This window comes from Brevundimonas fontaquae (assembly GCF_017086445.1).
In the GTDB taxonomy this organism is placed as follows: domain Bacteria; phylum Pseudomonadota; class Alphaproteobacteria; order Caulobacterales; family Caulobacteraceae; genus Brevundimonas; species Brevundimonas fontaquae.
This window is the reverse complement of record NZ_CP070968.1, coordinates 3,021,768-3,045,875: the sequence shown is the minus strand read 5'-3', so window position 1 is coordinate 3,045,875 and position 24,108 is coordinate 3,021,768. Positions and strand designations below refer to the sequence as shown.

Annotated in this window: 28 protein-coding genes; 20 read left to right on the top strand and 8 right to left on the bottom strand. The window is 68.3% G+C overall.

What is annotated here, in order from left to right; genetic code table 11:
• Positions 1-100 precede the first annotated feature (100 nt).
• The 3 genes from JX001_RS14815 to JX001_RS14805 all read left to right on the top strand — a co-directional run bounded on the left by JX001_RS14815 (position 101) and on the right by JX001_RS14805 (position 1,277).
• Positions 101-562: a YcgN family cysteine cluster protein gene (locus JX001_RS14815; RefSeq protein ID WP_112861410.1), complete on the top strand. Its 462-nt coding sequence runs from the start codon at positions 101-103 to the stop codon at positions 560-562.
• Positions 563-678: 116 nt separating this feature from the next.
• Positions 679-924 (top strand): hypothetical protein, encoded by a 246-nt coding sequence (locus JX001_RS14810; RefSeq protein WP_205681591.1) that lies wholly within the window; start codon positions 679-681, stop codon positions 922-924.
• On the top strand, positions 912-1,277 hold the full coding sequence (locus JX001_RS14805; RefSeq protein ID WP_205681590.1) for an HK97 family phage prohead protease: 366 nt from the start codon (positions 912-914) through the stop codon (positions 1,275-1,277). Before JX001_RS14810 ends, JX001_RS14805 begins: the two co-directional genes overlap by 13 nt.
• Before the next feature lie 199 nt (positions 1,278-1,476).
• Here JX001_RS14805 and JX001_RS14800 read toward each other — a convergent pair whose 3' ends face one another.
• A complete protein-coding gene (locus JX001_RS14800) occupies positions 1,477-2,292 on the bottom strand; it encodes a hypothetical protein (protein WP_205681589.1) in 816 nt (271 codons plus the stop codon).
• Positions 2,293-2,298: 6 nt separating this feature from the next.
• Positions 2,299-2,682 (bottom strand): hypothetical protein, encoded by a 384-nt coding sequence (locus tag JX001_RS14795; RefSeq protein ID WP_205681588.1) that lies wholly within the window; start codon positions 2,680-2,682, stop codon positions 2,299-2,301.
• Between the two features lie 127 nt (positions 2,683-2,809).
• On the opposite strand from JX001_RS14795, the gene JX001_RS14790 reads away from it, so the two are divergent.
• The 8 genes from JX001_RS14790 to JX001_RS14755 all read left to right on the top strand — a co-directional run bounded on the left by JX001_RS14790 (position 2,810) and on the right by JX001_RS14755 (position 6,769).
• Entirely contained in the window at positions 2,810-4,048 is a 1,239-nt protein-coding gene (locus JX001_RS14790) for a phage major capsid protein (protein ID WP_205681587.1), read from the top strand.
• 164 nt (positions 4,049-4,212) lie between these two features.
• Positions 4,213-4,476 carry a head-tail connector protein gene (locus tag JX001_RS14785; protein ID WP_205681586.1) on the top strand — a complete coding sequence of 88 codons (264 nt, stop codon included), beginning with the start codon at positions 4,213-4,215 and terminating at the stop codon, positions 4,474-4,476.
• Positions 4,477-4,514: 38 nt separating this feature from the next.
• A complete protein-coding gene (locus JX001_RS14780) occupies positions 4,515-4,811 on the top strand; it encodes a phage head-tail adapter protein (protein WP_205681585.1) in 297 nt (98 codons plus the stop codon).
• Positions 4,808-5,209, top strand: a complete 402-nt coding sequence (locus tag JX001_RS14775; RefSeq protein ID WP_205681584.1) for a DUF3168 domain-containing protein — start codon at positions 4,808-4,810, stop codon at positions 5,207-5,209. Before JX001_RS14780 ends, JX001_RS14775 begins: the two co-directional genes overlap by 4 nt.
• A 164-nt stretch (positions 5,210-5,373) precedes the next feature.
• Complete coding sequence (locus JX001_RS14770; protein ID WP_205681583.1) at positions 5,374-5,784, top strand: phage major tail protein, TP901-1 family; 411 nt, start codon at positions 5,374-5,376, stop codon at positions 5,782-5,784.
• Positions 5,781-6,074, top strand: a complete 294-nt coding sequence (locus JX001_RS14765; RefSeq protein WP_205681582.1) for a GTA-gp10 family protein — start codon at positions 5,781-5,783, stop codon at positions 6,072-6,074. Before JX001_RS14770 ends, JX001_RS14765 begins: the two co-directional genes overlap by 4 nt.
• The gene (locus tag JX001_RS16500; protein WP_350354478.1) at positions 6,040-6,255 is read left to right on the top strand and encodes a phage tail assembly chaperone; all 216 of its coding nucleotides are present in this window, start codon (positions 6,040-6,042) and stop codon (positions 6,253-6,255) included. Before JX001_RS14765 ends, JX001_RS16500 begins: the two co-directional genes overlap by 35 nt.
• Positions 6,245-6,769 (top strand): phage tail tape measure protein, encoded by a 525-nt coding sequence (locus JX001_RS14755; protein ID WP_205681581.1) that lies wholly within the window; start codon positions 6,245-6,247, stop codon positions 6,767-6,769. The genes JX001_RS16500 and JX001_RS14755 overlap by 11 nt, the downstream gene beginning before the upstream one ends.
• A gap of 94 nt (positions 6,770-6,863) precedes the next feature.
• Here the strand turns inward: JX001_RS14755 and JX001_RS14750 are convergent, their stop codons facing one another.
• Both JX001_RS14750 and JX001_RS14745 read right to left on the bottom strand, forming a co-directional pair.
• Positions 6,864-7,565: a DUF805 domain-containing protein gene (locus tag JX001_RS14750; protein ID WP_205681580.1), complete on the bottom strand. Its 702-nt coding sequence runs from the start codon at positions 7,563-7,565 to the stop codon at positions 6,864-6,866.
• Between the two features lie 78 nt (positions 7,566-7,643).
• Complete coding sequence (locus JX001_RS14745; protein WP_205681579.1) at positions 7,644-8,291, bottom strand: DUF805 domain-containing protein; 648 nt, start codon at positions 8,289-8,291, stop codon at positions 7,644-7,646.
• Between the two features lie 84 nt (positions 8,292-8,375).
• On the opposite strand from JX001_RS14745, the gene JX001_RS14740 reads away from it, so the two are divergent.
• The 8 genes from JX001_RS14740 to JX001_RS14705 all read left to right on the top strand — a co-directional run bounded on the left by JX001_RS14740 (position 8,376) and on the right by JX001_RS14705 (position 18,645).
• Entirely contained in the window at positions 8,376-8,990 is a 615-nt protein-coding gene (locus tag JX001_RS14740; RefSeq protein WP_205681578.1) for a DUF2460 domain-containing protein, read from the top strand.
• Between the two features lie 3 nt (positions 8,991-8,993).
• Complete coding sequence (locus JX001_RS14735) at positions 8,994-9,680, top strand: phage/gene transfer agent baseplate hub protein (RefSeq protein WP_205681577.1); 687 nt, start codon at positions 8,994-8,996, stop codon at positions 9,678-9,680.
• Positions 9,677-10,273 carry an NlpC/P60 family protein gene (locus JX001_RS14730; RefSeq protein ID WP_205681576.1) on the top strand — a complete coding sequence of 199 codons (597 nt, stop codon included), beginning with the start codon at positions 9,677-9,679 and terminating at the stop codon, positions 10,271-10,273. The genes JX001_RS14735 and JX001_RS14730 overlap by 4 nt, the downstream gene beginning before the upstream one ends.
• Positions 10,274-13,972 carry a baseplate multidomain protein megatron gene (locus JX001_RS14725; protein WP_205681575.1) on the top strand — a complete coding sequence of 1,233 codons (3,699 nt, stop codon included), beginning with the start codon at positions 10,274-10,276 and terminating at the stop codon, positions 13,970-13,972. It begins immediately after the preceding gene.
• Positions 13,973-14,062: 90 nt separating this feature from the next.
• The gene (locus tag JX001_RS14720) at positions 14,063-14,989 is read left to right on the top strand and encodes a DnaJ C-terminal domain-containing protein (protein ID WP_205681574.1); all 927 of its coding nucleotides are present in this window, start codon (positions 14,063-14,065) and stop codon (positions 14,987-14,989) included.
• Between the two features lie 46 nt (positions 14,990-15,035).
• Positions 15,036-16,199: a phosphoserine transaminase gene (locus JX001_RS14715; protein WP_205681573.1), complete on the top strand. Its 1,164-nt coding sequence runs from the start codon at positions 15,036-15,038 to the stop codon at positions 16,197-16,199.
• Positions 16,200-16,430: 231 nt separating this feature from the next.
• Entirely contained in the window at positions 16,431-17,726 is a 1,296-nt protein-coding gene (locus JX001_RS14710; RefSeq protein ID WP_205681572.1) for an adenylosuccinate synthase, read from the top strand.
• A 106-nt stretch (positions 17,727-17,832) separates the two neighbouring features.
• On the top strand, positions 17,833-18,645 hold the full coding sequence (locus JX001_RS14705; protein WP_205681571.1) for a response regulator: 813 nt from the start codon (positions 17,833-17,835) through the stop codon (positions 18,643-18,645).
• 48 nt (positions 18,646-18,693) lie between these two features.
• On the opposite strand, the gene rpoH is transcribed toward JX001_RS14705, so the two are convergent.
• Entirely contained in the window at positions 18,694-19,581 is an 888-nt protein-coding gene (rpoH, locus tag JX001_RS14700) for an RNA polymerase sigma factor RpoH (RefSeq protein ID WP_026108409.1), read from the bottom strand.
• A gap of 230 nt (positions 19,582-19,811) precedes the next feature.
• Positions 19,812-20,831: an RluA family pseudouridine synthase gene (locus tag JX001_RS14695; RefSeq protein WP_205681570.1), complete on the bottom strand. Its 1,020-nt coding sequence runs from the start codon at positions 20,829-20,831 to the stop codon at positions 19,812-19,814.
• An 83-nt stretch (positions 20,832-20,914) separates the two neighbouring features.
• Between JX001_RS14695 and JX001_RS14690 the strand changes: the two genes are divergently transcribed.
• Positions 20,915-21,550 carry a DUF2799 domain-containing protein gene (locus JX001_RS14690; RefSeq protein WP_205681569.1) on the top strand — a complete coding sequence of 212 codons (636 nt, stop codon included), beginning with the start codon at positions 20,915-20,917 and terminating at the stop codon, positions 21,548-21,550.
• Between the two features lie 9 nt (positions 21,551-21,559).
• Here the strand turns inward: JX001_RS14690 and fba are convergent, their stop codons facing one another.
• Both fba and JX001_RS14680 read right to left on the bottom strand, forming a co-directional pair.
• A complete protein-coding gene (gene fba / locus JX001_RS14685) occupies positions 21,560-22,645 on the bottom strand; it encodes a class II fructose-bisphosphate aldolase (protein ID WP_055803694.1) in 1,086 nt (361 codons plus the stop codon).
• Positions 22,646-22,789: 144 nt separating this feature from the next.
• Entirely contained in the window at positions 22,790-23,986 is a 1,197-nt protein-coding gene (locus tag JX001_RS14680; protein ID WP_205681568.1) for a phosphoglycerate kinase, read from the bottom strand.
• Positions 23,987-24,108: the final 122 nt, after the last annotated feature.

Here is a 24,108-nt window from a genome sequence, read left to right as displayed (position 1 = left end):
CAAGCTGTGCTTTTGGCAAGGGGACGCGTCGCGCGTGGTGCGGCGTCCGCCCCCTCCACCGCTTCGCGGTCCCCCTCCCCCGCAGGCGGGGGAGAATCTGATGGCGCCCTACTGGGAAACCAAGACCCTGGCCGAGATGTCGCCGTCCGAGTGGGAGGGGCTGTGCGACGGGTGTGGGCTGTGCTGCGTGATCCGGTTCGAGGACGAGGACACGGGCGAGGTCATTCCGACGCGGGTGCACTGCAAGCTGTTCGACCCCGAGGCTTGCGCCTGTTCCGACTATGCGAACCGCAAGGCCCAGGTGCCGGACTGCATCAAGCTGACGCCCGGCAATATCGAGGCGCTGGAGTGGATGCCCAAGTCGTGCGCCTATCGCCGGCTGCACGAGGGACGACCGCTGGCGAAATGGCATCATCTGATCTCGGGCAGTCGCGAGACGGTGCACACGGCGGGCGTGTCGGTGCGGGGCCAGACGATTTCGGAGTTGTCGCTGGCCGAGCCGGAAGATGCGCTGGATTTCGAGGCGCCGGAATGGACGGTCGAACGGGGCCGGGAGCGATAGGGTAGCACCCCCTAGCCAGCGCAATGACGCTGGTTGAAAGTGTGCGAAAACAAGCCATTGGCGAACTATGTGGGCGTTCTTCCGGCCTGAGGACGCTGGTCCGCTATGGTTTGGGCATGACGGGAAATCGGGACGACGGAGAGGGCGGCTGCGGGGGCGCGCGCGAGACGGCTGCGTCCTGCGCAGGGTGGATGGAGCCCCTGTTCCTGATGATGAAGGCCAAGATCGAAGAGACGGCCAAGAGCGTCTGCGAGACGGACGTCAAGGACGCCGCCGTCGCCGAGAAGGTCGCGCGCCAGATCGGGGTGATCGCGCGGTCGGCCAAGGCGGTCGAGGCGATGCGGCTGCTGTGGCGGATCTGAACGGGGACGTGGTGCAGGCGGGGGCGTTTGCGGACAGTCTGGCCAAGACGGGGGCTGAGGGGGTGCGAATGCTGAACCAGCACGATGCGTGCGCACCGGTCGGGGTCTGGGAGCAGATCGTCGAGGATGCGCGCGGTCTGTTTGTGCGCGGCCGGATCGAGGACTGGTCGGCCGAGGCGCGGTTCGCCGGGGCGTTGAGCCGGGCCGGGGCGCTGGACGGGCTATCGATCGGTTACCGCACGGCGCGGGCCCGGCGTCAGGGGCGGTTGAGGGTGTTGAGCGCGGTCGAGCTGTGGGAGGTGTCGCTGGTGACGTTTCCGATGCTGCCGGGGGCGCGGTTCAGTTCGGTTTGAGGGTCAGGCAGAGACTTGGAGACGACGAAGGCCAGTGGCGCATCCGTGGTCTCTCCGCAATGCTGACCCGGCACGACACGCACGGCCACCGCGCGACCGGGGTCGGATCGTCTGGGATGAAAGAACAATCCAAACACGGCGCCTCCCCTTCTGACCTTGAGTTGGGAAGCGAAGACGGGGCCGCAAGGCCTTGCCAGTTTCAGTTCGGCTTAAGGGCCTGGAAGGCGCCGTTGCGGTCGAGGGTTTCGGCGAGGGCGGCCATCTGGGCGCGACCCTTCTTGCCGTGGAGATAGCGCAAGGCCCAGCCGGCGAGCACCAGGCCGAAGATCCAGCCGACGTGCAGCACGAGGTGGGCGAACAGGATGAAGACGGCCGCCAGCGCATAGGCGCCGAGATAGACCAGGGCCAGCTGGCCGCCGCGCGAGGCCGTGGGGTTGGACAGGCCGGCGATGATCTCGGCCAGGCCCGGCGAGGCGGCGGCGGACGGCAGGGCGTGATCAGAGGGCTTTGACGCCGGTTGAGGCGCGGGTTTGGGTTGCGCTTTTGGCGCGGCCTGGGCGGCGGGTGCAGCGGCCGGTCGGGCGGGTTTTGGCCTGGGCGGGATCGGATCCGGCATGCGCCGGGCGGGACGGAACAGGATCGAGCGGCCGGCTTCGTCGACGGTGAAGACCTCTTCGAAGGCGGTGGTCGAGAAGTCGATGGCGTGGGTGTCCTGGCCATAGCTCTGGCCATGCAGGGCTGTCAGCCGGCCTTGGCGCAGCTCGATCTGGAAGCCGACGGGGTCGGGCAGGCCGGCGACCATGGCATGGACGGTGCCGAATAGGCCGGTGGCGTCCGGGTTGGCGGTCGCGCGGTCCGCGTCGACGACGACCTGGGAATAGAGGCCGGCGCCAGTGTTGCGACGCAGGCCCGGCGAACTGGCGGCGACCTGGGCCCGCAGGTCCGGTACGCTGTCGCCCATCTGCCAGATCATGGCGTCCATGACGGCGCTTTCGAGGGGCGTCAGGTGGGACATGGGGCGTCAGTCCGCCTGGGCGCCCATTGCCTTTTCCATCTCGGCCTTGAGCGCCTGCATTTCGGTGGTGATGGCTTGCATCTCGGCGGTGCATTGCTCCTGAGTGATCGTCGTCGCCCGTTCAGACGCCTTGCCCTTGTCATAGGCCGCCAGAAGGAAGGCCGAGGCCTCACGCTTCTGCGGGTCGGTTTCGTTCGCCAGCGCCCCCCGCACCTGCGCGCCGACTTCGGGCGGGAATTGACGCTCGCAGGTTCCCAGCGTCTCGAACATTCGCGTCATGCCGCCAAAGACCTGGCTGACTTGCGTCGCCTGTTCGGGAGGCAGTTTGGAAACATCAGGTTGCGACTGAATCAGAAGCGCGCCGGAAAGGGCCAGAGCAAGCGTGAGCATGTGAAGCGATCCTTGAGAGAGCAGGATCGGTAGCACGGTTTCGCGGGCCTGCCAGCCGTTCAATCACAGGTTTCGGGCGCGGGCCCGGATCGTCGCGTCGGATAGGGACGCATTCACCGGAGACACCATGAAAGAGACCAAACAGGCTTCGGGCCAGCCCGAGGCGCGCGATGTCGTGCGCGAGATGATGGCGGCGTTCGAGGCGTTCAAAGGGGCGAACGACGCCCGGCTGGGCGAGATCGAGAAGAAGGCGGCGGCCGATGTGCTGCTGGAGGAGAAGGTGGCGCGCATCGATCAGGCGGTCGTCTCGGCCCAGGCGCGACTGGATCGGGTGATGAGCCAGAGCCGTCGTCCGGTGATTGGAGGCGAACCTGCCGAGCCGACGTCAGCGCCAGAGGCGAAGGCGGCATGGGACGGCTATTTGAAGACGGGTCAGTCTCCTCATCTGGCGGGCGGTCTGGAGGTCAAGGCGGGTCTGTCGGGCGGGGCGACCTCGGGCGGCTATGTCGTGCCGTACGAGACCGAGCGGGCCATCGAGCGGCGTCTGATGGCGGCCAGTCCGATGCGCGAGATCGCGACGGTGCGCACCGTGGCGGCCGGCGTGTTCAGAAAGCCGGTTTCGATGGCGGGCGTGGCCTGCGGCTGGGTGGCGGAGACCGCCGCGCGGCCCGAGACGGACCCGGCGACCTTGGCCCTGCTGGAGTTTCCGTCGGCCGATCTCTACGCCAATCCAGCGGCGACGCAGGCGTTGCTGGACGACGCCATGGTCGATCTGGACGAATGGCTGGCGGCCGAGGTCGAGGACGCCTTTGCGGCGCAGGAGACCCAGGCCTTCATCAACGGCGACGGGGTGAACAAGCCCAAGGGTCTGCTGTCCTATCCGACTGTGGCGGACGCGGGCCAGACCTGGGGCCAGATCGGTTCTGTCGCATCGGGCGCGGCGGGCGGCTTTGCGGCGACCAGTCCGGCGGATCGCCTGATCGACCTGATCTATGCGCCCAAGGCCCAGTATCGGCCGAACGGCCGGTTCGTGATGAACCGCAAGACGGTCTCGGCCGTGCGCAAGTTCAAGGACGCGGACGGCAACTATATCTGGCAGCCGGCGACGCGGCTGGGCGAGACGGCGAGCCTGCTGGGCTATCCGGTGACCGAGATCGAGACCATGCCGGACGTGGCGGCCAACAGTCTGTCCATTGCGTTCGGGGACTTCCAGCGGGGGTATCTGATCGTGGACCGGGCGGGCGTGCGGGTGCTGCGCGATCCCTATTCGGCCAAGCCCTATGTGCTGTTCTACACGACCAAGCGCGTCGGCGGCGGGGTGCAGAACTTCGACGCGATCAAGGTGATGAAGTTCAGCGCGAGCTGATCCGGTCGTCTCCTCCCGGTCGCGCAGCGACGGGGAGGTGGCGCGGCGCGTCTTCGCGCCGTGACGGAGGGGCTCTGCGGGCGTTGAAGAGCCCCTCCACCACTTCGTGGTCCCCCTTCCCATTGCATGGGGAGGAGACGGAATTTCTGACAATGGAGATTGCCATGGCGCAGCCGGTGACGGTGGCGGAGGCGAAGCTGTTTCTGAGGGTCGAGCATGATGTCGAGGACGGCTTGATCCAGACCCTGATCGCGGCAGCGCAGGCGAAGGTGGAGGGGGATGTCGGGTTGATCCTGACGTCCACCTCGCCGGCGCCGCTGAGGCTGGCGATCCTGATGCTGGTGCTGCGGGCCTATGAGCGGGGCGAGGCGGTGGAGATCGAGCCGGTGGAGGGCTGGATCGCGCCCTATCGCGTGGTGCGACTTTGACTGGGTGCTATCGGCCTTCGGCCTACTTGAGCGCCGAGATGAGAGTGCTGGCGGGGCTGTTCCAGCCGATGGAGGCCGAGACGCCGTATGGCGGGCGCAGCGTGTCGTTCGAGGCGGTCGGGTCGGCCTGGCTGAAGTGCGGGGCGCGCCGGCGCCTGGAGCGCGGCGAGGGCGATCAGCGGCGCGCGGTCGAGACGATGGGCGCCGAGGCGCGGGCGGATGCCCGGCTGATGATCGGTCGCGTGCTGCGGTTCGGCGGGGCGGACTGGCGGATTGTCTCGGTCGAGGATGCGCGGCCGGGGCGGGCGAAGCTGGATCTGGAGCGGGTGCGATGAGGGATCATGAGAGCGCGCTGCAGAAGGCGGTTGTGGCGGCGCTGAAGGCCGATCCGGCGCTGTCGGCCCTGATCCAGGAGCGGGTTTACGACCAGGCGCCGGAAGGGGCTCTGTGTCCCTATCTGGCGCTAGGGCGGTGCGAGAGCCGGCCGCTGGCGGCGGACGGGGGCGGGGTCGAGCAGCGGCTGACCCTTACGGGCGTGTCGCGCTTCGCCGGATCGGAAGAGGCCAAGGCCATGGCGGCGGCGGTGCGAGCCTGCCTGCACGAGACGACGCTGGAGGCCGACGGCGTGCGGACGGCGACGCTGAGGGCGACATTTGCGGACGTGTTCCGCGCGGGCGACGGGCGGCGGACCTACGCGGTCGTGCGGCTGAGGGCGGTGACGGAAGAGATTTGATCCTCCTCCGCGTCAGCGGGGGAGGGGGACCATGCGCAGCATGGCGGAGGGGGCCAAAGCGGACCGGGTGCGGAAATCAGGCGGCGGAATGCGTGTCCGCCCCCTCCACCACTTCGTGGTCCCCCTCCCCCGTTTCGCTGCGCTTCACGAGGGAGGATTGAGCAATGACGGCACAGGCCGGCAAGGACATGTTGCTGAAGATCGAGGGCGCGCCGGGCGTGTTCACGACGGTGGCGGGGCTGAGGGCGCGGACGATCTCGCTGAACGCCAGGACGGTGGATGCGACCGACGGCGACAGCGCCGGGCGGTGGCGCGAACTGCTGGCCGGCGCAGGCGTCAAGTCGGCGGCGGTGTCGGGGCAGGGCGTCTTTCGCGACGCGGCGTCGGACGCCCTGGTGCGCGAGGCCTTCTTCGATCAGGCGGCGAAGCGGTGGCGGCTGATCGTGCCGGACTTCGGCGTGCTGGAAGGGCCGTTCCTGGTGGCGGCGCTGGAATACGCCGGCGAGCACGAGGGCGAGGCGACGTTCGCGCTGAGCCTGGCCAGCGCCGGGGCCATCGGATTCAGCGCGATATGAACGGCGTGCGAGGCGAGGCGGCGGTGATCCTGGGCGGCGCGCGGCGTCGGGCCTGTCTGACGCTGGGGGCGCTGGCGGAGATCGAGACGGGGCTGGGCGTCGATGGGATGGCGGCGGTCGCAGAGCGGATGAAGACGCTGTCGGCGCGGGATCTGATGATCGTGCTGGCGGCGGTGTTGCGCGGGGGCGGGGAGGTCGAGCCGGAGGTGGCGGCTGTCGATCCGCGCGAGGCGGCGGTCGCGGTGGCGCAGGCGTTTGCGGCCGCCTCCTCCGGTCAAGCCGGAGGCTGACGAGGTGACGCCCTGGGGCGAGATGTTGCGGCTGGCGGCGGCGATGGGCGTGGCGCCCGAGGCGTTCTGGCGGCTGTCGCTGAAGGAGTGGCGGATGTTGACGCAAGTCCCGCGTGGGACGGCGCCTTTAGGGCGCGACGGGCTGGCGCGATTGATGGAGGGTTGGCCGGATGGCGGATGAGTTCGGGCGGGACGGGATCGATCAGGTCGCGCTGAGAGCGGCCGAAGCCGGGGCGGCGCTGGAGGCGCTGAAGGCCCCGGCGCAGGAGGCGGCGGATGCGATCGAGGCGGCGTTCGGGCGGGCTGGCGACAGCCTGACGCGATCGCTGGCGCGGGCGGCGGCGGATGGGGAGGTGTCGCTGGCCGAACTGGCGCGGGCGGTGCTGAACGCCGTCAATGCGGCGGCGGGATCGCAGGGCGGCGGGTTGAGCGCGGCGATCCAGTCGGTGATGTCCAGCTTCGGCGGGGCGCGGGCGGATGGCGGGCCGGTGCTGGGCGGCGGGGCCTATCTGGTTGGCGAGCGCGGGCCGGAGGTGTTTCGGCCAACGACGGGCGGCGAGATCGGGCCCGTCGGCGGCGGGGGCGTTACGGTCAATGTGGCGGTGAATGGCGGGGCGCCGGCCCTGCTGCGGTCCGAGGCGCAGATCGCCCAGATGCTGGCGCGGGCCGTCAGCCTGGGCGCGCGGCGGATGTGATTGACGAGTGGCGAGTGGTTAGTGACGAGTGCCGAGCGAGGATGCCGACGCGGCGCGTCTCTCCACTGACCACTCGTCACTCGCCACTTGCTGCTTATTCGCCCTTGGGGTTCGGGCCGAAGCGGTTTTCGCCCTTCTGGCTGTCGACCAGACCGATCCACAACAGGAAGGCCAGGCCCAGCAAGCCGGCGATCGCGAACAGGCCGAAGGCCGGGCCCATCAGGGCGAAGACGGCGGCGGGATTGCTCTCGTAATAGTCCTCGGCATAGCCGTTGGCGACGGCGCCGGCGATCATCATGGCGAAGCCAGCTATAAAGGCGACGACCGAGCCGACCCAGGGAATGGCGATCAGCCAGCCGGTCTTGCCCATGTCGTGCAGACGCTTCACCGAAATGGCCAGGTTCGGCCAGATCAGCACGATGCCCAGCAGATTGATGAAGGGAATCCAGCTGATGACGACGTTGACGCCCAGCAGGATCAGCCAGCCGATCCAGAAATGGCTGCGACGGATGCGGCCCTCGAAGGACAGGAACAGCTTTTGCCAGTCGAAGCCGGCGACGGCGGTCGAGGTCGAGCTGGCGTAGCCGCCGGCGACGCCGGTGGTGGTGGGCGAACCGGCCAGGATCAGGATCTGGGTGGCGGCGGCGCCTTCGGGGACGAAGTCGACGCGGACGCCGGCGGCGGGCACGGCCGGCGATTGCAGCGCGGCCGAGGTGAAGTCGTAACGGGCGCCGTCGTCGCCGCTGATCAGACCGACGCCGGTCGTGGCGTCGTAGCTGAGAATTTCACCGCGCACTGAGATCTCCATGACTGGCGCCCGATCTGGCGCGGCGGCAACATCGCCGACCCGTGCAATCCCAGCAACCCGAAAAGGTCAAGCTGGCCGATCCTGTCGCGTTTGTAATGAGGACGACCCCTTGGGCGGTGCGCCGTGGACGTTCGCGCCCGGCTGCGACGGCAGCAGGCTGACGATGAAGACGAACAACCCGCCGACGTAGGGGATAAGGCCGATCAGGATCATCCAGCCGCTGAAGCCGACATCGTGAAAGCGTCGGATGGTGACGGCGATGCCGGGCGCCACCAGAGCCAGATAGACAAGGATGACGAGGCAGACCCAGGCCATGCCCCAGGCCTCCATGTCATAGCCCATCTCGGCGTCGGCGATGGCCAGGCCGATCACCGGCATGAAGGCGATCACCGTGATCAGAAACTGGAATAGGGCGAAGGACCAGTATTCCTTTCGCCGCGCCCGGCCGTGGCCTTGGATGTAGAGGTCGGTGACGCACCGGACGAAATAGCCCCATAGGCCCAAGTCCGGTTCGGGCGGATAGACGGCCGGCGGCAGCGGCCCGTCGCGCAGGACCATAAGGCTGAGGGCCTGGCCGTCCTGAACCACGAAGTCGACGCGGCGGCCCGGTTCGAGACCGGCGGCGGCCGAGGTGAAGGCGTAGCGCTGCAAGTCGTCGCCGCTGATCAGGCCGTCGCCGGTCGTCGGATCGTAACTGAGAATTTCGCCGCGCAAGGCCGTGTCTCGCAAAGACGCGGCGTAGGCGCCGCCACCAAGGTGTGGACCGGGCGGGCGACATTGCACAACAGGAGAGTGTTCATGGACGCCTTTCACGAGGTGCGCCTGCCCGCGCGGCTGGCGTTCGGTTCGACCGGCGGGGTGGAGCGTCGGACGGAGATCACGACGCTGGCGTCAGGGTTCGAGCGGCGCTCCACGCCCTGGGCGCTGGGGCGCAGGCGGTATCTGATCGGGGCGAACCTGAGGTCGCTGGACGACATGGCCGAGCTGGTCGCCTTCTTCGAGGCGCGGCGGGGACGGCTGTACGGGTTCCGGTTGAAGGACTTCGCCGACTTCAAATCGTGCGCGCCGGGCGGGGTGGTATCGTCTGAGGATCAGGTGCTGGGCGTCGGGGATGGGACGCGCACCGCGTTCGATCTGGTGAAGCGCTACGGCGATGTGGAGCGGCCGGTCGCCAAGCCGGTCGAGGGATCGGTGCGGATTGCGGTGGGTGGTGTCGAGACGACGGCCTTTGCGGTCGACTTCGCAACCGGGCGGGTGACGCTGGAGAGCGCGCCGGAGGCGGGTGTCGCGGTGACGGCGGGGTTTCGGTTCGACACGCCGGTGCGGTTCGACTCGGACCGGATCGAGACGACGCTGGAGAGCTTTGAGGCCGGGCGGATGGCAGCGGTTCCGCTGATCGAGGTTCGGGTCTGAGCCATGCGCGACATACCGAACGAAATGACCGCCCGCATCGAGAGCGGGGCGGCGACGCTGTGCCATGTCTGGCGGCTGCAGCGGGCCGACGGCGTGGTGATGGGGTTCACCGATCACGACCGGGACCTGGTGTTGGACGGGGTCGTCTGTCGGGCGGCGAGCGGCTGGACGGCGGGGGCGGGCGAGAGCGCGGTCGGGCTGGCGGCGGGGTCGGTTTCGGCGGCGGGCGTGCTGGACGATGCGGCGATCACTGAAGCGGATGTGGCGGCGGGGCTGTTCGATGCGGCGACGGTCGAACTGTGGCGCGTGGACTGGGCGCGGCCGGATCTGAAGGTGCGATTGTGGTCGGTGGCGCTGGCGAAGATACGGCGCCAGGGCTCTTTGTCGCGCTATCGCCCTGCGGGCTGCTTGAGCGCAGGAGGCTTCGTCGCCGAGCTTGAGGGACGGCTGGCCAAGCTGGAGCAGGTGGTCGGGCGGACCTATGGGCGGATGTGCGATGCGCGGCTGGGAGACCAGAGATGCGGGGTCGCGGAGCCGGCGGGGCGGGTCTGCGACAAGCGGTGGAATACCTGTGTCGGGAGGTTCGGGAATGGCGCGAACTTTCGCGGATTTCCGGATGTGCCGGGGGACGACTTCCTGACGGCCTATCCGGCCGGGAGTGCGCGAAACGACGGCGGGAGTCGGCGGTGAGGGGGAGCGCGGTGGTGGTGTCCGCCCGGTCCTGGCTCGGCACGCCCTATCGGCATCAGGCCAGCGTGAAGGGTGTGGGCGCGGACTGTCTGGGACTGGTGCGCGGGGTGTGGCGCGAGGTGGTGGGAGAGGAGCCCGAGGTCTTGCCGGCCTATTCGGCGGACTGGGCCGAGGTCGGCGGGCGCGAGACGCTGCTGGAGGCGGCGGGGCGGTGGATGCGCCCGGTTGTGGTCGATCAGATGCGGGCGGGCGACGTGTTGCTGTTTCGGATGTCGCCGGGGGCGGCGATGAAGCATTGCGCCATCCTGAGCGATGTTGGCGGGCCGGAGCCGAGGATGATCCACGCCTATTGGGGACGGGCGGTGGTCGAAAGCTGGATGGGCGTGTGGTGGCGAAGACGGCTGGCGGCCGTGTTCCGGTTTCCAATCCTCCACCGCGAAGCGGGGGAGGGGGACCGCGCTCAGCGTGGTGGAGGGGGCGAAAGTCCCACGAATTTTGGTGAAGCAGGATCAGAGGTTGGGTGTGCGGTCGCCCCCTCCACCACTTCGTGGTCCCCCTCCCCCGTGAACGGGGGAGGATTTTTGGAGGCGTAGATGGCGCAAGTCGTTTTGAGCGCGGTCGGGCAGTCGGTCGGCGGGCCGGTCGGGCGGGTGATCGGCTCGACCCTTGGGCGGGCGATCGACAATCGGGTGGTGGGCTCGCTGGGTCCGGCGCGGCAGGTGGGGCCGAGGCTGGAGACACTGAAGGTCCAGGGCACGGCGGAAGGCGCGCCGATGGCCTGCGTCTTCGGACGGGCGCGGGTGACGGGTCAGGTGATCTGGGCGGCGCGGTTCCTGGAAGGCAAAAACAAGGGCCGGGCGGGCAAGGGCGGGCCGAAGACGGTCGACTATGTCTATTCGCTGAGCTTCGCCGTGGCGCTTTGCGAGGGCGAGATCGACGGGGTCGGGCGGGTCTGGGCCGACGGGCGGCTGATGGACATGACCGGCGTGGTGATGCGGGTGCATCGTGGGGGCGAGGACCAGACGGCGGATCCGCTGATCGAGGCGGTGGAACGGGATGCGCCAGCCTATCGCGGGACGGCCTATGTGGTGTTCGAGGACCTGCCGCTGGGGCCGTTCGGGGATCGGGTCCCTCAGCTGAGCTTCGAGGTGTTTCGGCGGCCGCGCGGACAGACGGCGCGGCTGGAAGATTTGCTGGAGGGGGTGTGTCTGATCCCCGGCGCGGGGGAGTTCGCCCTGGCGACCGAGGCGGTGGTGCGCCGCGAGGGACTGACGCGGACGACGGCGGAGAATGTGCACAATGGCGAGGGCCGAGCGGACCTGGCCGTGTCGCTGGATCAACTTCAGGCGCAACTGCCGAACCTGAAACGGGTCAGCCTGGTGGTCGGGTGGTTCGGCAGCGACCTGAGGGCCGGGCACTGCGTCGTGCGGCCGGGGGTGGAGCGGCGCGACAAGCCGACCGAACCGCTGGTCTGGTCCGTGGCGGGTGTTGCGCGCGATGAGGCCTATGAAGTCAGTCGGGTGGATGGGGCGCCGGCCTATGGCGGGACGCCGTCGGACGAGAGCGTGCGTCAGGCGATCCGCGAGCTGAAGGCGCGGGGGCTGGAGGTGACCCTGTATCCGTTCGTCTTCATGGACTGCCCCGGTTATCCGTGGCGGGGGCGTGTGGCGGGCGTCAATGGGGCCGGGGCGACAGCGGAGATCGCGGCGCTGTTCGGCGGGACGGACGACTGGGGCTTGCGGCGGATGGCGCTGCACTATGCCCGGATCGCGGCGGATGAGGGGGCGGACGGCCTGTTGATCGGGTCGGAGATGCGGGGCGTGACCTGGACGCGCGATGCGGCCGGAGGCTTTCCGGCGGTCTATCAGCTCCGGACGCTGGCGGCGGAGTGTCGGGCCGCAGTCGGGCCGGGGGTGAAACTGTCCTATGCGGCCGACTGGAGCGAATATTTCGGGCGGCAGGCGGGTGGGGAGGTGGTGTTTCATCTCGATCCGCTGTGGGCCGATGCGAACATCGATCATGTGTCCATCGACTTTTATCCGCCGCTGACGGACTGGCGAGCGGGCGACGGCGGGGTCGATGCGGCGACGTTCGGCGGGGCGGCGGACCCGGCCTATCTAGCGGCGGGCGTCGCGGGCGGGGACGGGTTCGACTGGTACTACGCCAGCGAGGCGGATCGGGCGGCGCAGACAAGGACGCCCATCGTCGACGGGGCGCATGGCGAGGACTGGGTGTTTCGGCCCAAGGACCTGAAAGGCTGGTGGTCGAACCCGCACCATGACAGGCCGGGCGGGGTGCGGAGCGCTGTGCCGACGGCTTGGGTTCCGGGAATGAAGCCGGTGCGGCTGTCGGAGTTCGGCTGTGCCGCGGTGGACCGGGGCGGCAATGCGCCGAACCTGTTTCAGGATGCAAAGAGTACGGAGAGCCGGTTGCCGCCGGGATCGACCGGCGCGCGCGACAATGCGGTGCAGCGGGGGGCGCTGGAGGCGGTGCTGGGGCATTATGCGGAGCCTGGTAACAACCCTGTTTCGGAGGTCTATGGCGGGCGGATGCTGGAGGCGGCGGACGCCTGGTGCTGGGACGCGCGGCCCTATCCGGCGTTTCCCGCGCAACGCGATGTCTGGGCCGACGCAGGGGCGTGGCGCGCCGGGCATTGGCTGAACGGACGACTGGCGGGCGACGGGCGCGATCTGATCGAGGCGGTGCTGGCGCGAGGCGGGTTGTCGCGCGAAGAGATGGCGATTGAGGGCGTCGAGGGGGCGGCGGCCGGCTATGTCATCGACCGGCCGATGCGGACGCGCGATGCGCTGGAGCCGCTGCTGACGGCGTTCGACGCCGTGGCGGCAGAGCGCGATGGGAAGGTCGCCGTGCTGGGGCGGGTGGAGACGGTGGTCGAGATCGCGGGCGAGGCGCTGGCTCTGCCCGATGGTGGGGCGGCGGAGACGGCGACGCGGACGCTGGAGCCCAGGGCGGGCGAGGCGAGGGTGCGCTTCGTCGACGAGACGGCGGACTATCAGACCGGGGCGGTGGTCGTGCGGTCGGACGATGCGGCGGCGACGGCGGGCGGGGTCGATCTGGACTTGCCGCTGGTGTGCGGCGGCGGGCTGGCGAAGGCGGCGGCGAAGCGGGCGCTGGAGGGCGAGGGCGTCGAGGCGAGAACGCTGGTGTTGGGGCCGCTGGAAGCCTTGCGGCTGGAGCCGGGGGACGGGGTGCGGCTGGAGGGTCGGTCAGACGACTGGCGGGTGATGCGGATCACGTCGGACGAGACGCCGTCGGCGGTGCTGGAGCCGGTGACTGCGCGGCGGACGGTCGAGGATGACGGCGTCTGGCGCGGGGGCGAGACTCCGGTCGTGGTCGGGGCGCCGTTCCTGAAGGTCTTGGACCTGCCGCCCTTGATGGGGCGTGAGGCGGACGCGCGGCCCTTGATCGCCGTGGCGGCCGAGCCTTGGCGGCCGATGCGGCTGCATGCGGGGCCGACCGCAGAGACCCTGACCGCGAGGGGCGAAGTGGAGACGCCGGCGACGGTCGGGTTGCTGGTCGAGGCGCTGGGGCCGGGCGTGCGGCACCGCTGGGACGAGGCCAACGCCGTGGTGGTGCGGGTCGAGGGCGAGGCGCCGGAAAGCGCGGTCGAGGCGGCGGTGCTGGGCGGCGGCAATGCGCTGGCGGTCGAGACGGCTGTGGGCTGGGAGCTCGTACAGTATCGGTCGGCGGAGTTGGTCTGGCCGGGGACGTGGCGGCTGACGAGCCTGTTGCGCGGGCAGCAGGGGACAGAGGTCGAGATGCGGGCGGGCGCCGGGGCGGGTTCGGTCGTGGTGTTTCTGGACGACCGGCTGGCGCGCGCGGACATCGGGCGGGGCGAGCGAGGACTGCCGCTGGTCTGTCGCGCGGGACCGGCTGGCGCGGCGCCGGGCGGTGCGGGGTTCAGCGAGACTCTGTTCGTGCCGAGGGGCGTGCATGATCGGCCGTGGTCGCCGTCTGGTCTGACGGTCGAGACGTCGGCCGAGGGTCTGACGATCGGATGGACGCCACGCGTGCGGCTGTTCGGCGATAGCTGGGACGGAGAACCGACACCGGTCGATTCGATGCAGTTCCGGCTGCGCATACTGGATGGGAAGATCGTGGTGCGGACGATGGAGGTCGAGGGGCTGTCTGCATCCTATTCTGCGGCCGATTTGTCGGCGGACTTCCCAGAAGGCGTGACATCGACAGCGCAGATCGCCGTAGCGCAGTGGGGCGAGGGGTTTGGCTGGAGCCCAGAAGCTGAAGTCGAGGCGGAAATCCGGCGGGTCTGACGAAATAGGGCGTGTCCAGCCCTTTGCGCGGGGCGGGGCATGGCTTAACTGACGGCCTCTCGACCTTTTTCAGCTGGAGCGACAACGGACGTGGCAGGCGACCCCTACAAGGAACTGGGCGTTTCGAAGGGCGCGAGCGCGGACGAGGTCAAAAAGGCGTATCGCAAGCTCGCCAAGGAACTGCATCCCGACAAGAACCCCGGCGACAAGATCACCGAGGACAAGTTCAAACGGGTGACGGCGGCCTTCGACATCCTGGGCGACAAGGAAAAGCGCGCCAAATACGACGCGGGCCAGATCGACGGGGACGGCAACGAACAGTACCGCGGCTTCGGCGGGGGCGGTCGCGCCGGCGGCAGCCCGTTCGGCCAAGGCGGCAATCCGTTCGGACAAGGCGGCGGGCCGGGGGGGCGGGCCAACTTCGAAGGCGTCGATCTGGACGACCTGTTCGGCATGTTCGGCGGCGGCGGGCGTCAGCGCGGCGCGCGGGACTTCACCTCGCGCGGTCAGGACGTGAAGGCGACGCTGGACATCAGTCTGGAAGACGCCATCGCCGGGGCGACGCGACGGATCCAGTTTTCGGACGGACGCACCCTGGACGTGACCATTCCCAAGGGCGCGTCGGAAGGCCAGACGATCCGCCTGCGCGGCCAGGGATCACCGGGGCGCGGGGCCGAGAACGGCGACGCCCTGATCGAACTCAGGATCGAATCGCACCCCATCTACAAGCGCGACGGGGCGGACCTGACCATGGATCTGCCGGTGTCGGTCCCCGATGCGGTGCTGGGCGCAAAGGTGCGGGTGCCGACGCCCGAGGGCGTGGTGCAGATGACGCTGCCGGCCGGATCGAACTCGGGCAAGGTGCTGAGGCTGAAGGGGCGGGGCGCGTTTGCGCAAGGCAGGCGGGGCGATCTGCTGGCGCGGGTGATGGTGACGCTGCCCGATGCGCCGGACGCCGAACTGACCCAGTTCGCCGAGGATTGGCGGGCCAAGCGGCCCTATACGCCGGGGCGGTGAGCGCGCTCAAGCCGCGCGAAGCGCGGTAGCGCCAAAGGAAAAGAGCATGAGCACGAAGCCTGATGTGAAGCCGGCGCGGCCGTGGTTTTCGGCGGGGCCGACGGCGAAGCGGCCGGGCTATGCGCTGGGCGGATTGCCGTCCGATCTGCTGGGACGCGGCATTCGCGCGCCGGAGGTGGTCGAGCGGTTCGCCCATGGTCTGCGCCTGACGCGCGAAGTGCTGGAAGTCCCCGACAGCCATGTGATGCTCTATACGCCGGGGTCGGACACGGGCGCGGTCGAGGCGGCGCTGTGGGGGATGTTGGGCGCCCGGCCCGTGCAGGTCGTGGCGTTCGAAAACTTCGGCCTGACCTGGCTGGCCGACGTAAAGGATCATCTGGGGCTGGAGCCCGAGGCCCTGACGGCGCCGTGGGGCGAACTGCCGGATCTGAGCCGGGCCGACTGGTCCAAGGACGTGGTGTTCCCGTGGAACGGCACGACCTCGGGCGTGCGGATGCCGGACGCCGACTGGATCGCCGGCGATCGCGAGGGGCTGGCGATCTGCGACGCGACCTCGGCCGCCTTCGCCATGCCGCTGCCGTGGGACAAGCTGGATGTGGTGACCTTTAGCTTCCAGAAAGCGCTGGGCGGCGAGGCGGGCATCGGGGTGATGGTGCTGTCGCCGCGCGCGGTCGAGCGGCTGGATACCTACCGACCGGATCGGGCGATCCCGAAACTGCTGCGGCTGACCGACGGCAAGGGACGGTTTGATCGGGCGCTGGCGGACGGGGTGGCGATCAACACCTTCTCGATCCTGACCATCGAAGACTGGATCGACGCCTTGGGCTGGGCCAAGGACATTGGCGGGTTGAGCGAATTGATCCGGCGGACAGACGCCAACTATGCCGCGCTGGCGGAATGGGTGCAACGGACCGACTGGATCGCCTTCCTGCCGGACCGACCGGAGATTCGGTCGACGACCTCGGTCTGTCTGAAATTCACCGATGCGCGGATCGCGGCGCTGGACGACAAGGCGCAGAAGGCCTTCGTCGTGCGGTTCAAGGCCCTGCTGGAAGGAGAGGCGGCGGTGTTCGACATGGAACCGCATCGCAATGCGCCGCCCGGCCTTCGGCTATGGTGCGGCTGCACCGTCGAGACGGCCGATGTGATCGCGGCGACGCCATGGCTGGAATGGGCGTTCGAGACGGCGCTGCAATCCTCCCCCGAGTAGCGAAGCGGGATGGGGGAGGGGGACCATGCGAAGCATGGTGGAGGGGGCGGATAGCGCGCCCGGCTTTTCCGATTGATTTCGTGCGACCTGGACATGGGCAGAGTCTGCGTCCGCCCCCTCCACCACTTCGTGGTCCCCCTCCCCCGTGAAGAACGGGGGAGGATCTTACGGAGACATCGGACGATTCCCTCGCTATAGGCTGCGCCCGCATTCCAGTGCGGAGAGACGGTTTTGGCGAACGTAGCGGTGGTCGGCGCCCAGTGGGGCGACGAGGGCAAGGGCAAGATCGTGGACTGGCTGTCCAACCGCGCGGACATGGTCGTGCGGTTCCAGGGTGGTCACAACGCGGGCCATACGCTGGTCGTGGATGGCAAGGTCTACAAGCTGGCGCTGCTGCCCAGCGGCGTGGTGCAGGGCAAGCCGTCGATCATCGGCAACGGCGTGGTCGTCGATCCCTGGCATCTGGTCGGCGAGATCGAGAAGATTCAGGCGCAGGGGGTTGCGATCACGCCCGATATCCTGACCATTGCCGACAACGCGTGTCTGATCCTGCCCATCCACCCTGCGCTAGACGTCGCGCGCGAGGCGGCGGCCAACGCGCCGGGCGCCAAGATCGGCACGACCGGGCGGGGCATCGGTCCGGCCTATGAAGATAAGGTGGGGCGGCGCGCCATTCGGGTCTGCGATCTGGCCAATGAAGACGATCTGAAGGTCAAGATCGACCGGTTGCGCTCGCACCACGATCCGCTGCGCGCCGGGCTGGGGCTGGAGCCGATAGATCCCGACGCGCTGCTGACGCAGTTGCTGGAGATCGCGCCGAAGATCCTGCCCTATGTGAAGCCGGCCTGGCGCGTGCTGGATCAGGCGCAGAAGGACGGCAAACGCGTCCTGTTCGAAGGGGCGCAGGGCGCCTTCCTGGACGTGGATCACGGCACCTACCCCTATGTCACCAGCTCCAACACAGTAGCCGGCCAGGCGGCGGCGGGTTCGGGCATCGGTCCGCGCGGCGTCGGCTATGTCTTGGGGATCGTGAAGGCCTATACGACGCGCGTCGGCGAAGGCCCGTTCGCCTGCGAACTGGATGATGAAGTCGGCGCGCATCTGGCGACCGTGGGCCGCGAGGTCGGGGTGAACACCGGCCGCGCGCGTCGCTGCGGCTGGTTTGACGCCGTGCTGGTGCGCCAGTCCGTGGCGATCAACGGCATCGACGGCATCGCCCTGACCAAGCTGGACGTGCTGGATGGGCTGAAGACGCTGAAGATCTGTGTCGGCTACAAGGTCGATGGCGAGGTTCTGGATTACCTGCCGTCCAGCCTGAAGGCCCAGGCCGCCGCCGAGCCGGTGTTCGAGGAGCTGGAAGGCTGGAGCGACAGCACAGCCGGCGTCCGCAGCTTCAAGGACATAAACGCCAACGCCATCAAATATGTGCGCCGGATCGAGGAGTTGATCGGCGCGCCGGTGGCCCTGCTGTCGACCAGCCCCGAGCGCGACGACACCATTCTGATGCGCGATCCGTTCCAGGGCTGAGGCCTTCGAGGGGGCGGCGTGAGGCGGCGGACTACGCAGAAAGACCTATTCAACAGGTCTTAACCCGTGGGTGGTAAGGATAACGGCTCCAACTTCGGAGTCTGATGTGTTCGCCGCAAACGCCAGAACCATGAGCCGCATGGAGCCCGCGCTCCGTCGGGTGGTCATCGTGGACCCTAATCCGTCGTCGGCGAGGCTGCTGTCGGACATCATGAAGGGCATGGGCGCGCGCGAAATCTATTCGGAGAGCGACGAGGAACGCGCGCTTGAGCTGCTGCGCGACGTCGAGCCGGGCGTGATCTTCACAGAACGGTCCGGAGACACGCTGAACGGCGAAACCCTTGCGCGGCGTATTCGACGTTCCGGCATGTCGTGCCGCATGTCGCCGATCATCATGGTGACGAGCGAGGCGACCGCCGCGGCGATCAAGGGCGCGCGCGACGCCGGCATCCACGAGTTTCTGAGAAAGCCGTTCACGACCGGCGACCTGTTCAAACGGGTCGAGAACGTGACGCTGAAGCCGCGGCCTTGGATCGAGGCCGTCGGCTATGTTGGGCCGGATCGTCGTCGGTTCAACTCGGGCGAATATTCGGGCGCTCGCAAGCGCCGCAGCGATGGCGCAGGCGGAGGCGGCCCCGCCGAAATCCGCGATCAGGCGTCGCGAATTCTGGTTTCGGCCCTGTCTCAGTTCGAACAGGACCCGTCGCAAGCGACGCGCGCAATTCGCCAACAGGCCGAGACGCTGAACGGTCTGGCCATCAAGACGGCGGACGCGCGACTGGCGATGGCTGTGGCGACCCTGCAGGCCTATGTGGCCAGCGGTCAGGTGACGAAGGCGGGACTGGCCCAGCCGATCGGCACGGTGGTGACGGCTGCGAGAGCGGCCAATGAAGCGGCGCTGGTGGCGCGAGCCTCGTGACGCTGGGCGGTCCGCCGCACCGCTAAGGGGCGCAGCGGGCCGAGTGGCTCAGGCGTCGACCAGGTTCCGCTCTTCGGCGGCGGCGCGCATGGCCTTTTGCAGCTTCTCGAAGGCGCGGACCTCGATCTGACGCACGCGTTCGCGCGACACGCCGTACTGGCCGGCGAGCTCTTCCAGCGTAACCGGGTCGTCCTTGAGGCGGCGTTCCGTGAGGATGTGCTTCTCACGGTCGGTCAGCTCTTCCATAGCCTCCTGGAGGAGGCTCATGCGGATGCCTTTTTCCTCGTCGTCGGCAAGCTGGGTTTCCTGAGACACGGCCGTGTCATCGGCCAGCCAGTCCTGCCACTCGCTTTCGCCGTCGGCCCGCAACGGGGCGTTCAGCGACGCGTCGCCGCCGAGACGGCGGTTCATATTGGTGACCTCTTCCTCCGTCACGCCCAGCTTGGTGGCGATGGCGGCGAGGTGTTCAGGATGCAGATCGCCTTCCTCGAAGGCCGAGATCTGGCTCTTGGCCTTGCGCAGGTTGAAGAACAGCTTCTTCTGCGCCGCGGTGGTGCCCATCTTCACAAGCGACCAACTGCGCAGGATGTACTCCTGGATCGAGGCGCGGATCCACCACATGGCGTAGGTCGCCAGGCGGAAGCCCTTGTCGGCGTCGAACTTCTTGACGGCCTGCATCAGGCCGACGTTGCCCTCGGAAATCACTTCGCCGATCGGCAGGCCGTAGCCGCGATACCCCATGGCGATCTTGGCCACGAGACGAAGGTGCGAGGTGACGAGACGGTGGGCGGCTTCAGGGTCCTGGTGCTCAGACCAACGCTTGGCGAGCATGAACTCCTCGTCCTTGGTCAGCATCGGAAACTTGCGGATTTCCGTCAGATAACGCGACAGGCCTTGTTCAGGCGACATCACCGCGAGCGTACTATTGGCAGCCATATACAGGTCCCTCCGACCGTCTTGAACGAGCGGGCTCTTCGTCATCGGCCACGGTGTGTGCGCCGACGTCTCACCCCTCAACCGGTGAAGTAGCGATGGGTTGCCGCCATTTTTAGAGGCGGATGGTCACACGAAAGCGTGACCGTGGCCCTGGCGCCACTCGCGCCGATCGACCTCCTATATAGAACTTCGTCAGTTGCTATTCAAGACCCGCTCGAACGGGTGGCTGTTCAGAGTTCGGCGAGGCGCGTTTCGAGACGCTGCATGTCGGACGGCGGCGCGGTCTCGAAGCGAAGCGCCTCGCCCGTGACAGGATGGACAAAGCCTAGGACGGCGGCGTGGAGGGCTTGACGCTCAAGGCCAGCCTCGGAGATGGCGGCGCGGACGGGAATGGCGGGACTGCCCGAGCCATAGGTCGCGTCGCCGAGGATGGGCGCGCCCTTGGACGACAGGTGGACGCGGATCTGGTGGGTGCGGCCGGTGTGAAGCGTGCAGGCGACGCGCGCGGCCATGGGGGCGCGGCCAGCTTTTCCAGGCTCCCCGAAGGTCGCCTGGACGACATAGTCGGTGATGGCCTCGCGACCGCCGGCCTTGAGGACCGCCATCTTCTTGCGGTCGCCGGTGGAGCGGCCGATGCGGGTCTGGATGCGGCCGGTCGCGGGCGACGGCGCGCCGCGTGTCAGGGCGATGTAGGTGCGCTCGATGTCGTGCGCAGCGAACAGGGCCGACAAGCCGGCGTGGGCGCGGTCGGTCTTGGCGGCGACCATGACGCCGGAGGTGTCCTTGTCCAGCCGGTGGACGATTCCGGGGCGGGCCACGCCCCCAATGCCTGATAGGCTGTCGCCGCAATGGGCCAACAGCGCATTGACCAGAGTGCCGTCGGGCGTGCCGGGCGCGGGGTGGGCGGCCATGCCCGCAGGCTTGTCGATGACGATAAGGTCGGCGTCCTCGTAGAGGACGATCAGGGGGATGGCCTGGGGCTGAGGTTTAGCCGGCGTGACGGGCGGCAGGACGACGGCATAGAGGCCGGGCTGGGCCTTGGCGGAACCGCCGGTCAGGACCGCGCCATCGCGACTGACGGCGCCCTCGGCCAGCAGGGCCTGGAGCCGGGCGCGCGACAGGGTGGGGAAGGCGCCGGCCAAGGCCTTGTCCAGGCGAACGCCGGCCGCGTCGATGCGGGCCTCCAGCACCTCGGCGGGGGAGCCGGTAGCGGGGTCTTCGTCGTCATCGATCAGATATTGGGCGGACACGTCGTCTCCCTAGCACGACCGGCCGCTTGCGCGAGGGGCGCGGGTGAGGCGATAGTCAAGCTTGGGGGTGTTGGGGACATCCGATGAATCGGTTGATGATCGCCGGGGGCGCGCTCGCTGCGGCGGCGCTGCTGAGCAGCTGCACCACCATGAGCAAGGACGAATGCCTCGCCGGCGCCTGGGGCGAGAAGGGCTATGTGGACGGGGCGTCGGGCTATCCGATGACGCGACTGGACGACCACACCAAGGCCTGCGCCAAGTTTCAGATCGCACCCAACCCGGCCGCCTATGGCTCGGCGCGTGAGGATGGCTTGCGGACCTATTGCACCTTCCAGCGCGGTTGGGAGGAGGGGCGGGCGGGCAATGCCTATTATGGCGTCTGTCGGCCGGAGGAGGAACAGGCGTTTTTACCGGCCTATCGTGACGGCCGACTGCTGCATGAGGTCGAGGATGCGTACGAGACGGCGGAAAGCGCGCTGAACAGCGCCGAGGCCCGGATCGAGAACCGCGAAGACAAGCTGGAGGCCAAGGAGCGTGAACTGCGCGGCGAGGGCCTGACGGATGAAGGGCGGCAGCGTATTCGTGACCGCATTCAAGAGGTCAGAGGCGAGATCCGGGATGCGCGTCGCAATGCCCGAGAGGCACGCGACGCGCTGGATCAGGCGGAATGGGACGTTCGCCGGGTGCGGCGCGAACTGAGCGGCCGCTACCCGGTCTAGGCGTCGGTCTTAGGCGGCCTTGACGGATGCGCCGCGGAAGGACGGATCCAGATCGCCCGAGGCGTAGCGTTTGGCCATCTGGGCGGTGGAGAGCGGGCGGATCTTTGAGGCCTGACCCTCGCAGCCGAACTGCTGGTAGCGCTCCATGCAGAGCTTCTTCATCGCTTCCTTGGCCGGCTTCAGATAGTAGCGCGGGTCGAACTCGCCCGGCTTCTCCATCAGCGCCTTACGGATGGCGCCGGTGATGGCCATGCGGTTGTCGGTGTCGATGTTGACCTTGCGCACGCCGTGTTTGATGCCGCGCTGGATTTCCTCGACCGGCACGCCCCAGGTCTGGGGCATTTCGCCGCCGTACTGATTGATGATGTCCTGCAGATCCTGCGGCACTGAGGACGACCCGTGCATCACCAAGTGGGTGTTGGGCAGGCGGCGGTGGATTTCCTCGATCACGTTCATGGCCAGCACCTCGCCGTCCGGCTGACGCGTGAACTTGTAGGCGCCGTGGCTGGTGCCCATGGCGATCGCGAGGGCGTCGACCTTGGTGGCGGCAACGAAGTCGACGGCCTGATCCGGGTCGGTCAGCAGTTGCGAGTGGTCCAGCTTGCCCTCGAAGCCGTGGCCGTCTTCAGCCTCGCCCATGCCGGTTTCCAGCGAGCCCAGCACGCCCAGTTCGCCCTCGACCGAGACGCCGCAGGCGTGGGCCATTTCGGTGACGCGACGGGTGACGTCGACGTTGTATTCGTAGGAGGCGGGGGTCTTGGCGTCCTCCTCCAGCGAGCCGTCCATCATCACCGAGGTAAAGCCGTACTGGATGGCGGTGGCGCAGGTCGCCGGGCCGTTGCCATGGTCCTGGTGCATGCAGACCGGGATATGCGGATAGAGCTCGGCCAGGGCGTCGATCAGCTTGGCCAGAACGATGTCGTTGGCGTAGTTCCGGGCGCCGCGCGAGGCCTGGATGATGACGGGGGCGTTGACCTCATGGGCCGCCTCCATGATCGCCAGACCCTGTTCCATATTGTTGATGTTGTAGGCGGGCAGGCCGTAGTCGTTCTCTGCCGCGTGGTCGAGCAGCTGTCGCAGCGTGATGCGCGCCATTGGGTAGTCTCCTGAGCCGAATAGTCTTTTTGGTTGGGCGAGAGATTAGACGCCGGACAGCGTGAAGTCACGCCGTGTTACAGCCGTTTCAGCACCGATTTCGAAGACAAGATGCAGGCGTGATCCGCCTGCATCGCTGAGCCTTCAGGCGCGCAGGGCCTCGACGCCGGGCAGGGGTTTGCCCTCCATCCATTCCAGGAAGGCGCCGCCAGCGGTGGAGACGAAGGTCAGATCCGCCGCGACGCCGGCATGACCGACGGCCGCGACCGTGTCGCCGCCACCCGCCACCGCGATCAGGGCGCCGGCCTTGGTGCGCTCGGCGACGTGCTTGGCGGCCGCGACTGTGGCGGCGTCGAAGGGCGGCACCTCGAACACGCCCAGCGGGCCGTTCCAGATCAGGGTCTTGGAGCCGTCGATGGCGGCGTTCAGGCGAGCAACGGTGTTTGGGCCGGCGTCCAGGATCTTGTCTTCAGTCGAGAGGCCTTCGCCTGTCTTGACGGTGCGGGCATCGGCGCCGGGCTTGACCTCGGTCGCCGCCACGACATCGACGGGCAGCAGGATGTCGCAGCCCTTCGACTCGGCTTCCGCCAGGATTTCGCGCGCCGTGTCCGCCATATCCTTCTCGGCCAGAGAGCCGCCGATATCGATCCCTTGCGCATAAAGGAAGGTGTTGGCCATGCCGCCGCCGATGGCCAACGTGTCCAGTTTGCCGACCAAGTTCTTCAGCAGATCCAGCTTGGTCGAGACCTTGGAGCCGCCGACGATGCCGACCACGGGCTTCTGCGGATTGCCGAGCGCCGCGTCGAGCGCATCGAGTTCGCGTCGCATGGATTCGCCGGCATAGGACGGGATGTGATGGGCGACGCCTTCAGTCGAGGCGTGGGCGCGGTGCGCGGCCGAGAAGGCGTCGTTGACGTAGAGGTCGCCGAGATCCGCCAGCTTCTGGGCGAAGACCGGATCATTGGCCTCTTCCGCCGCATGGAAGCGCACGTTCTCCAACAGGACCACGCCGCCGGCGTCCAGATCGCGGATGGCCTCCACGGCGTCAGGGCCGATGCAGTCGTCGGCGAAGCGGACGGGCGCGCCGAGCAGTTCTTCCAGCGGCTGGACGACGGGTTTCAGGCTCATCGACGGGACGCGCTGGCCCTTGGGGCGGTCGAAGTGGGCCAGCAGGGCGACCTTGGCGCCGGCGTCGCGCAGGCGCTGGATCGTCGGCAGGGCGACCCGCAGACGGGTGTCGTCCGTGACCTTGCCGGCCTCCATCGGGACGTTGAAGTCCACGCGGACCAGAGCCGTCTTGCCGGCGAGATCCTTGGCGTCGTCGAGAGTGCGGAAGGTCATGGTCGTTTCCCTGTCTCCTCCCTGTCGCAAAGCGATGGGGAGGTGGCGCGGCGCGCTTGCGCCGTGACGGAGGGGCTTTGGCCCCGAGTTCGGTGCGGTGAAAAGAGCCCCTCGACCACTTC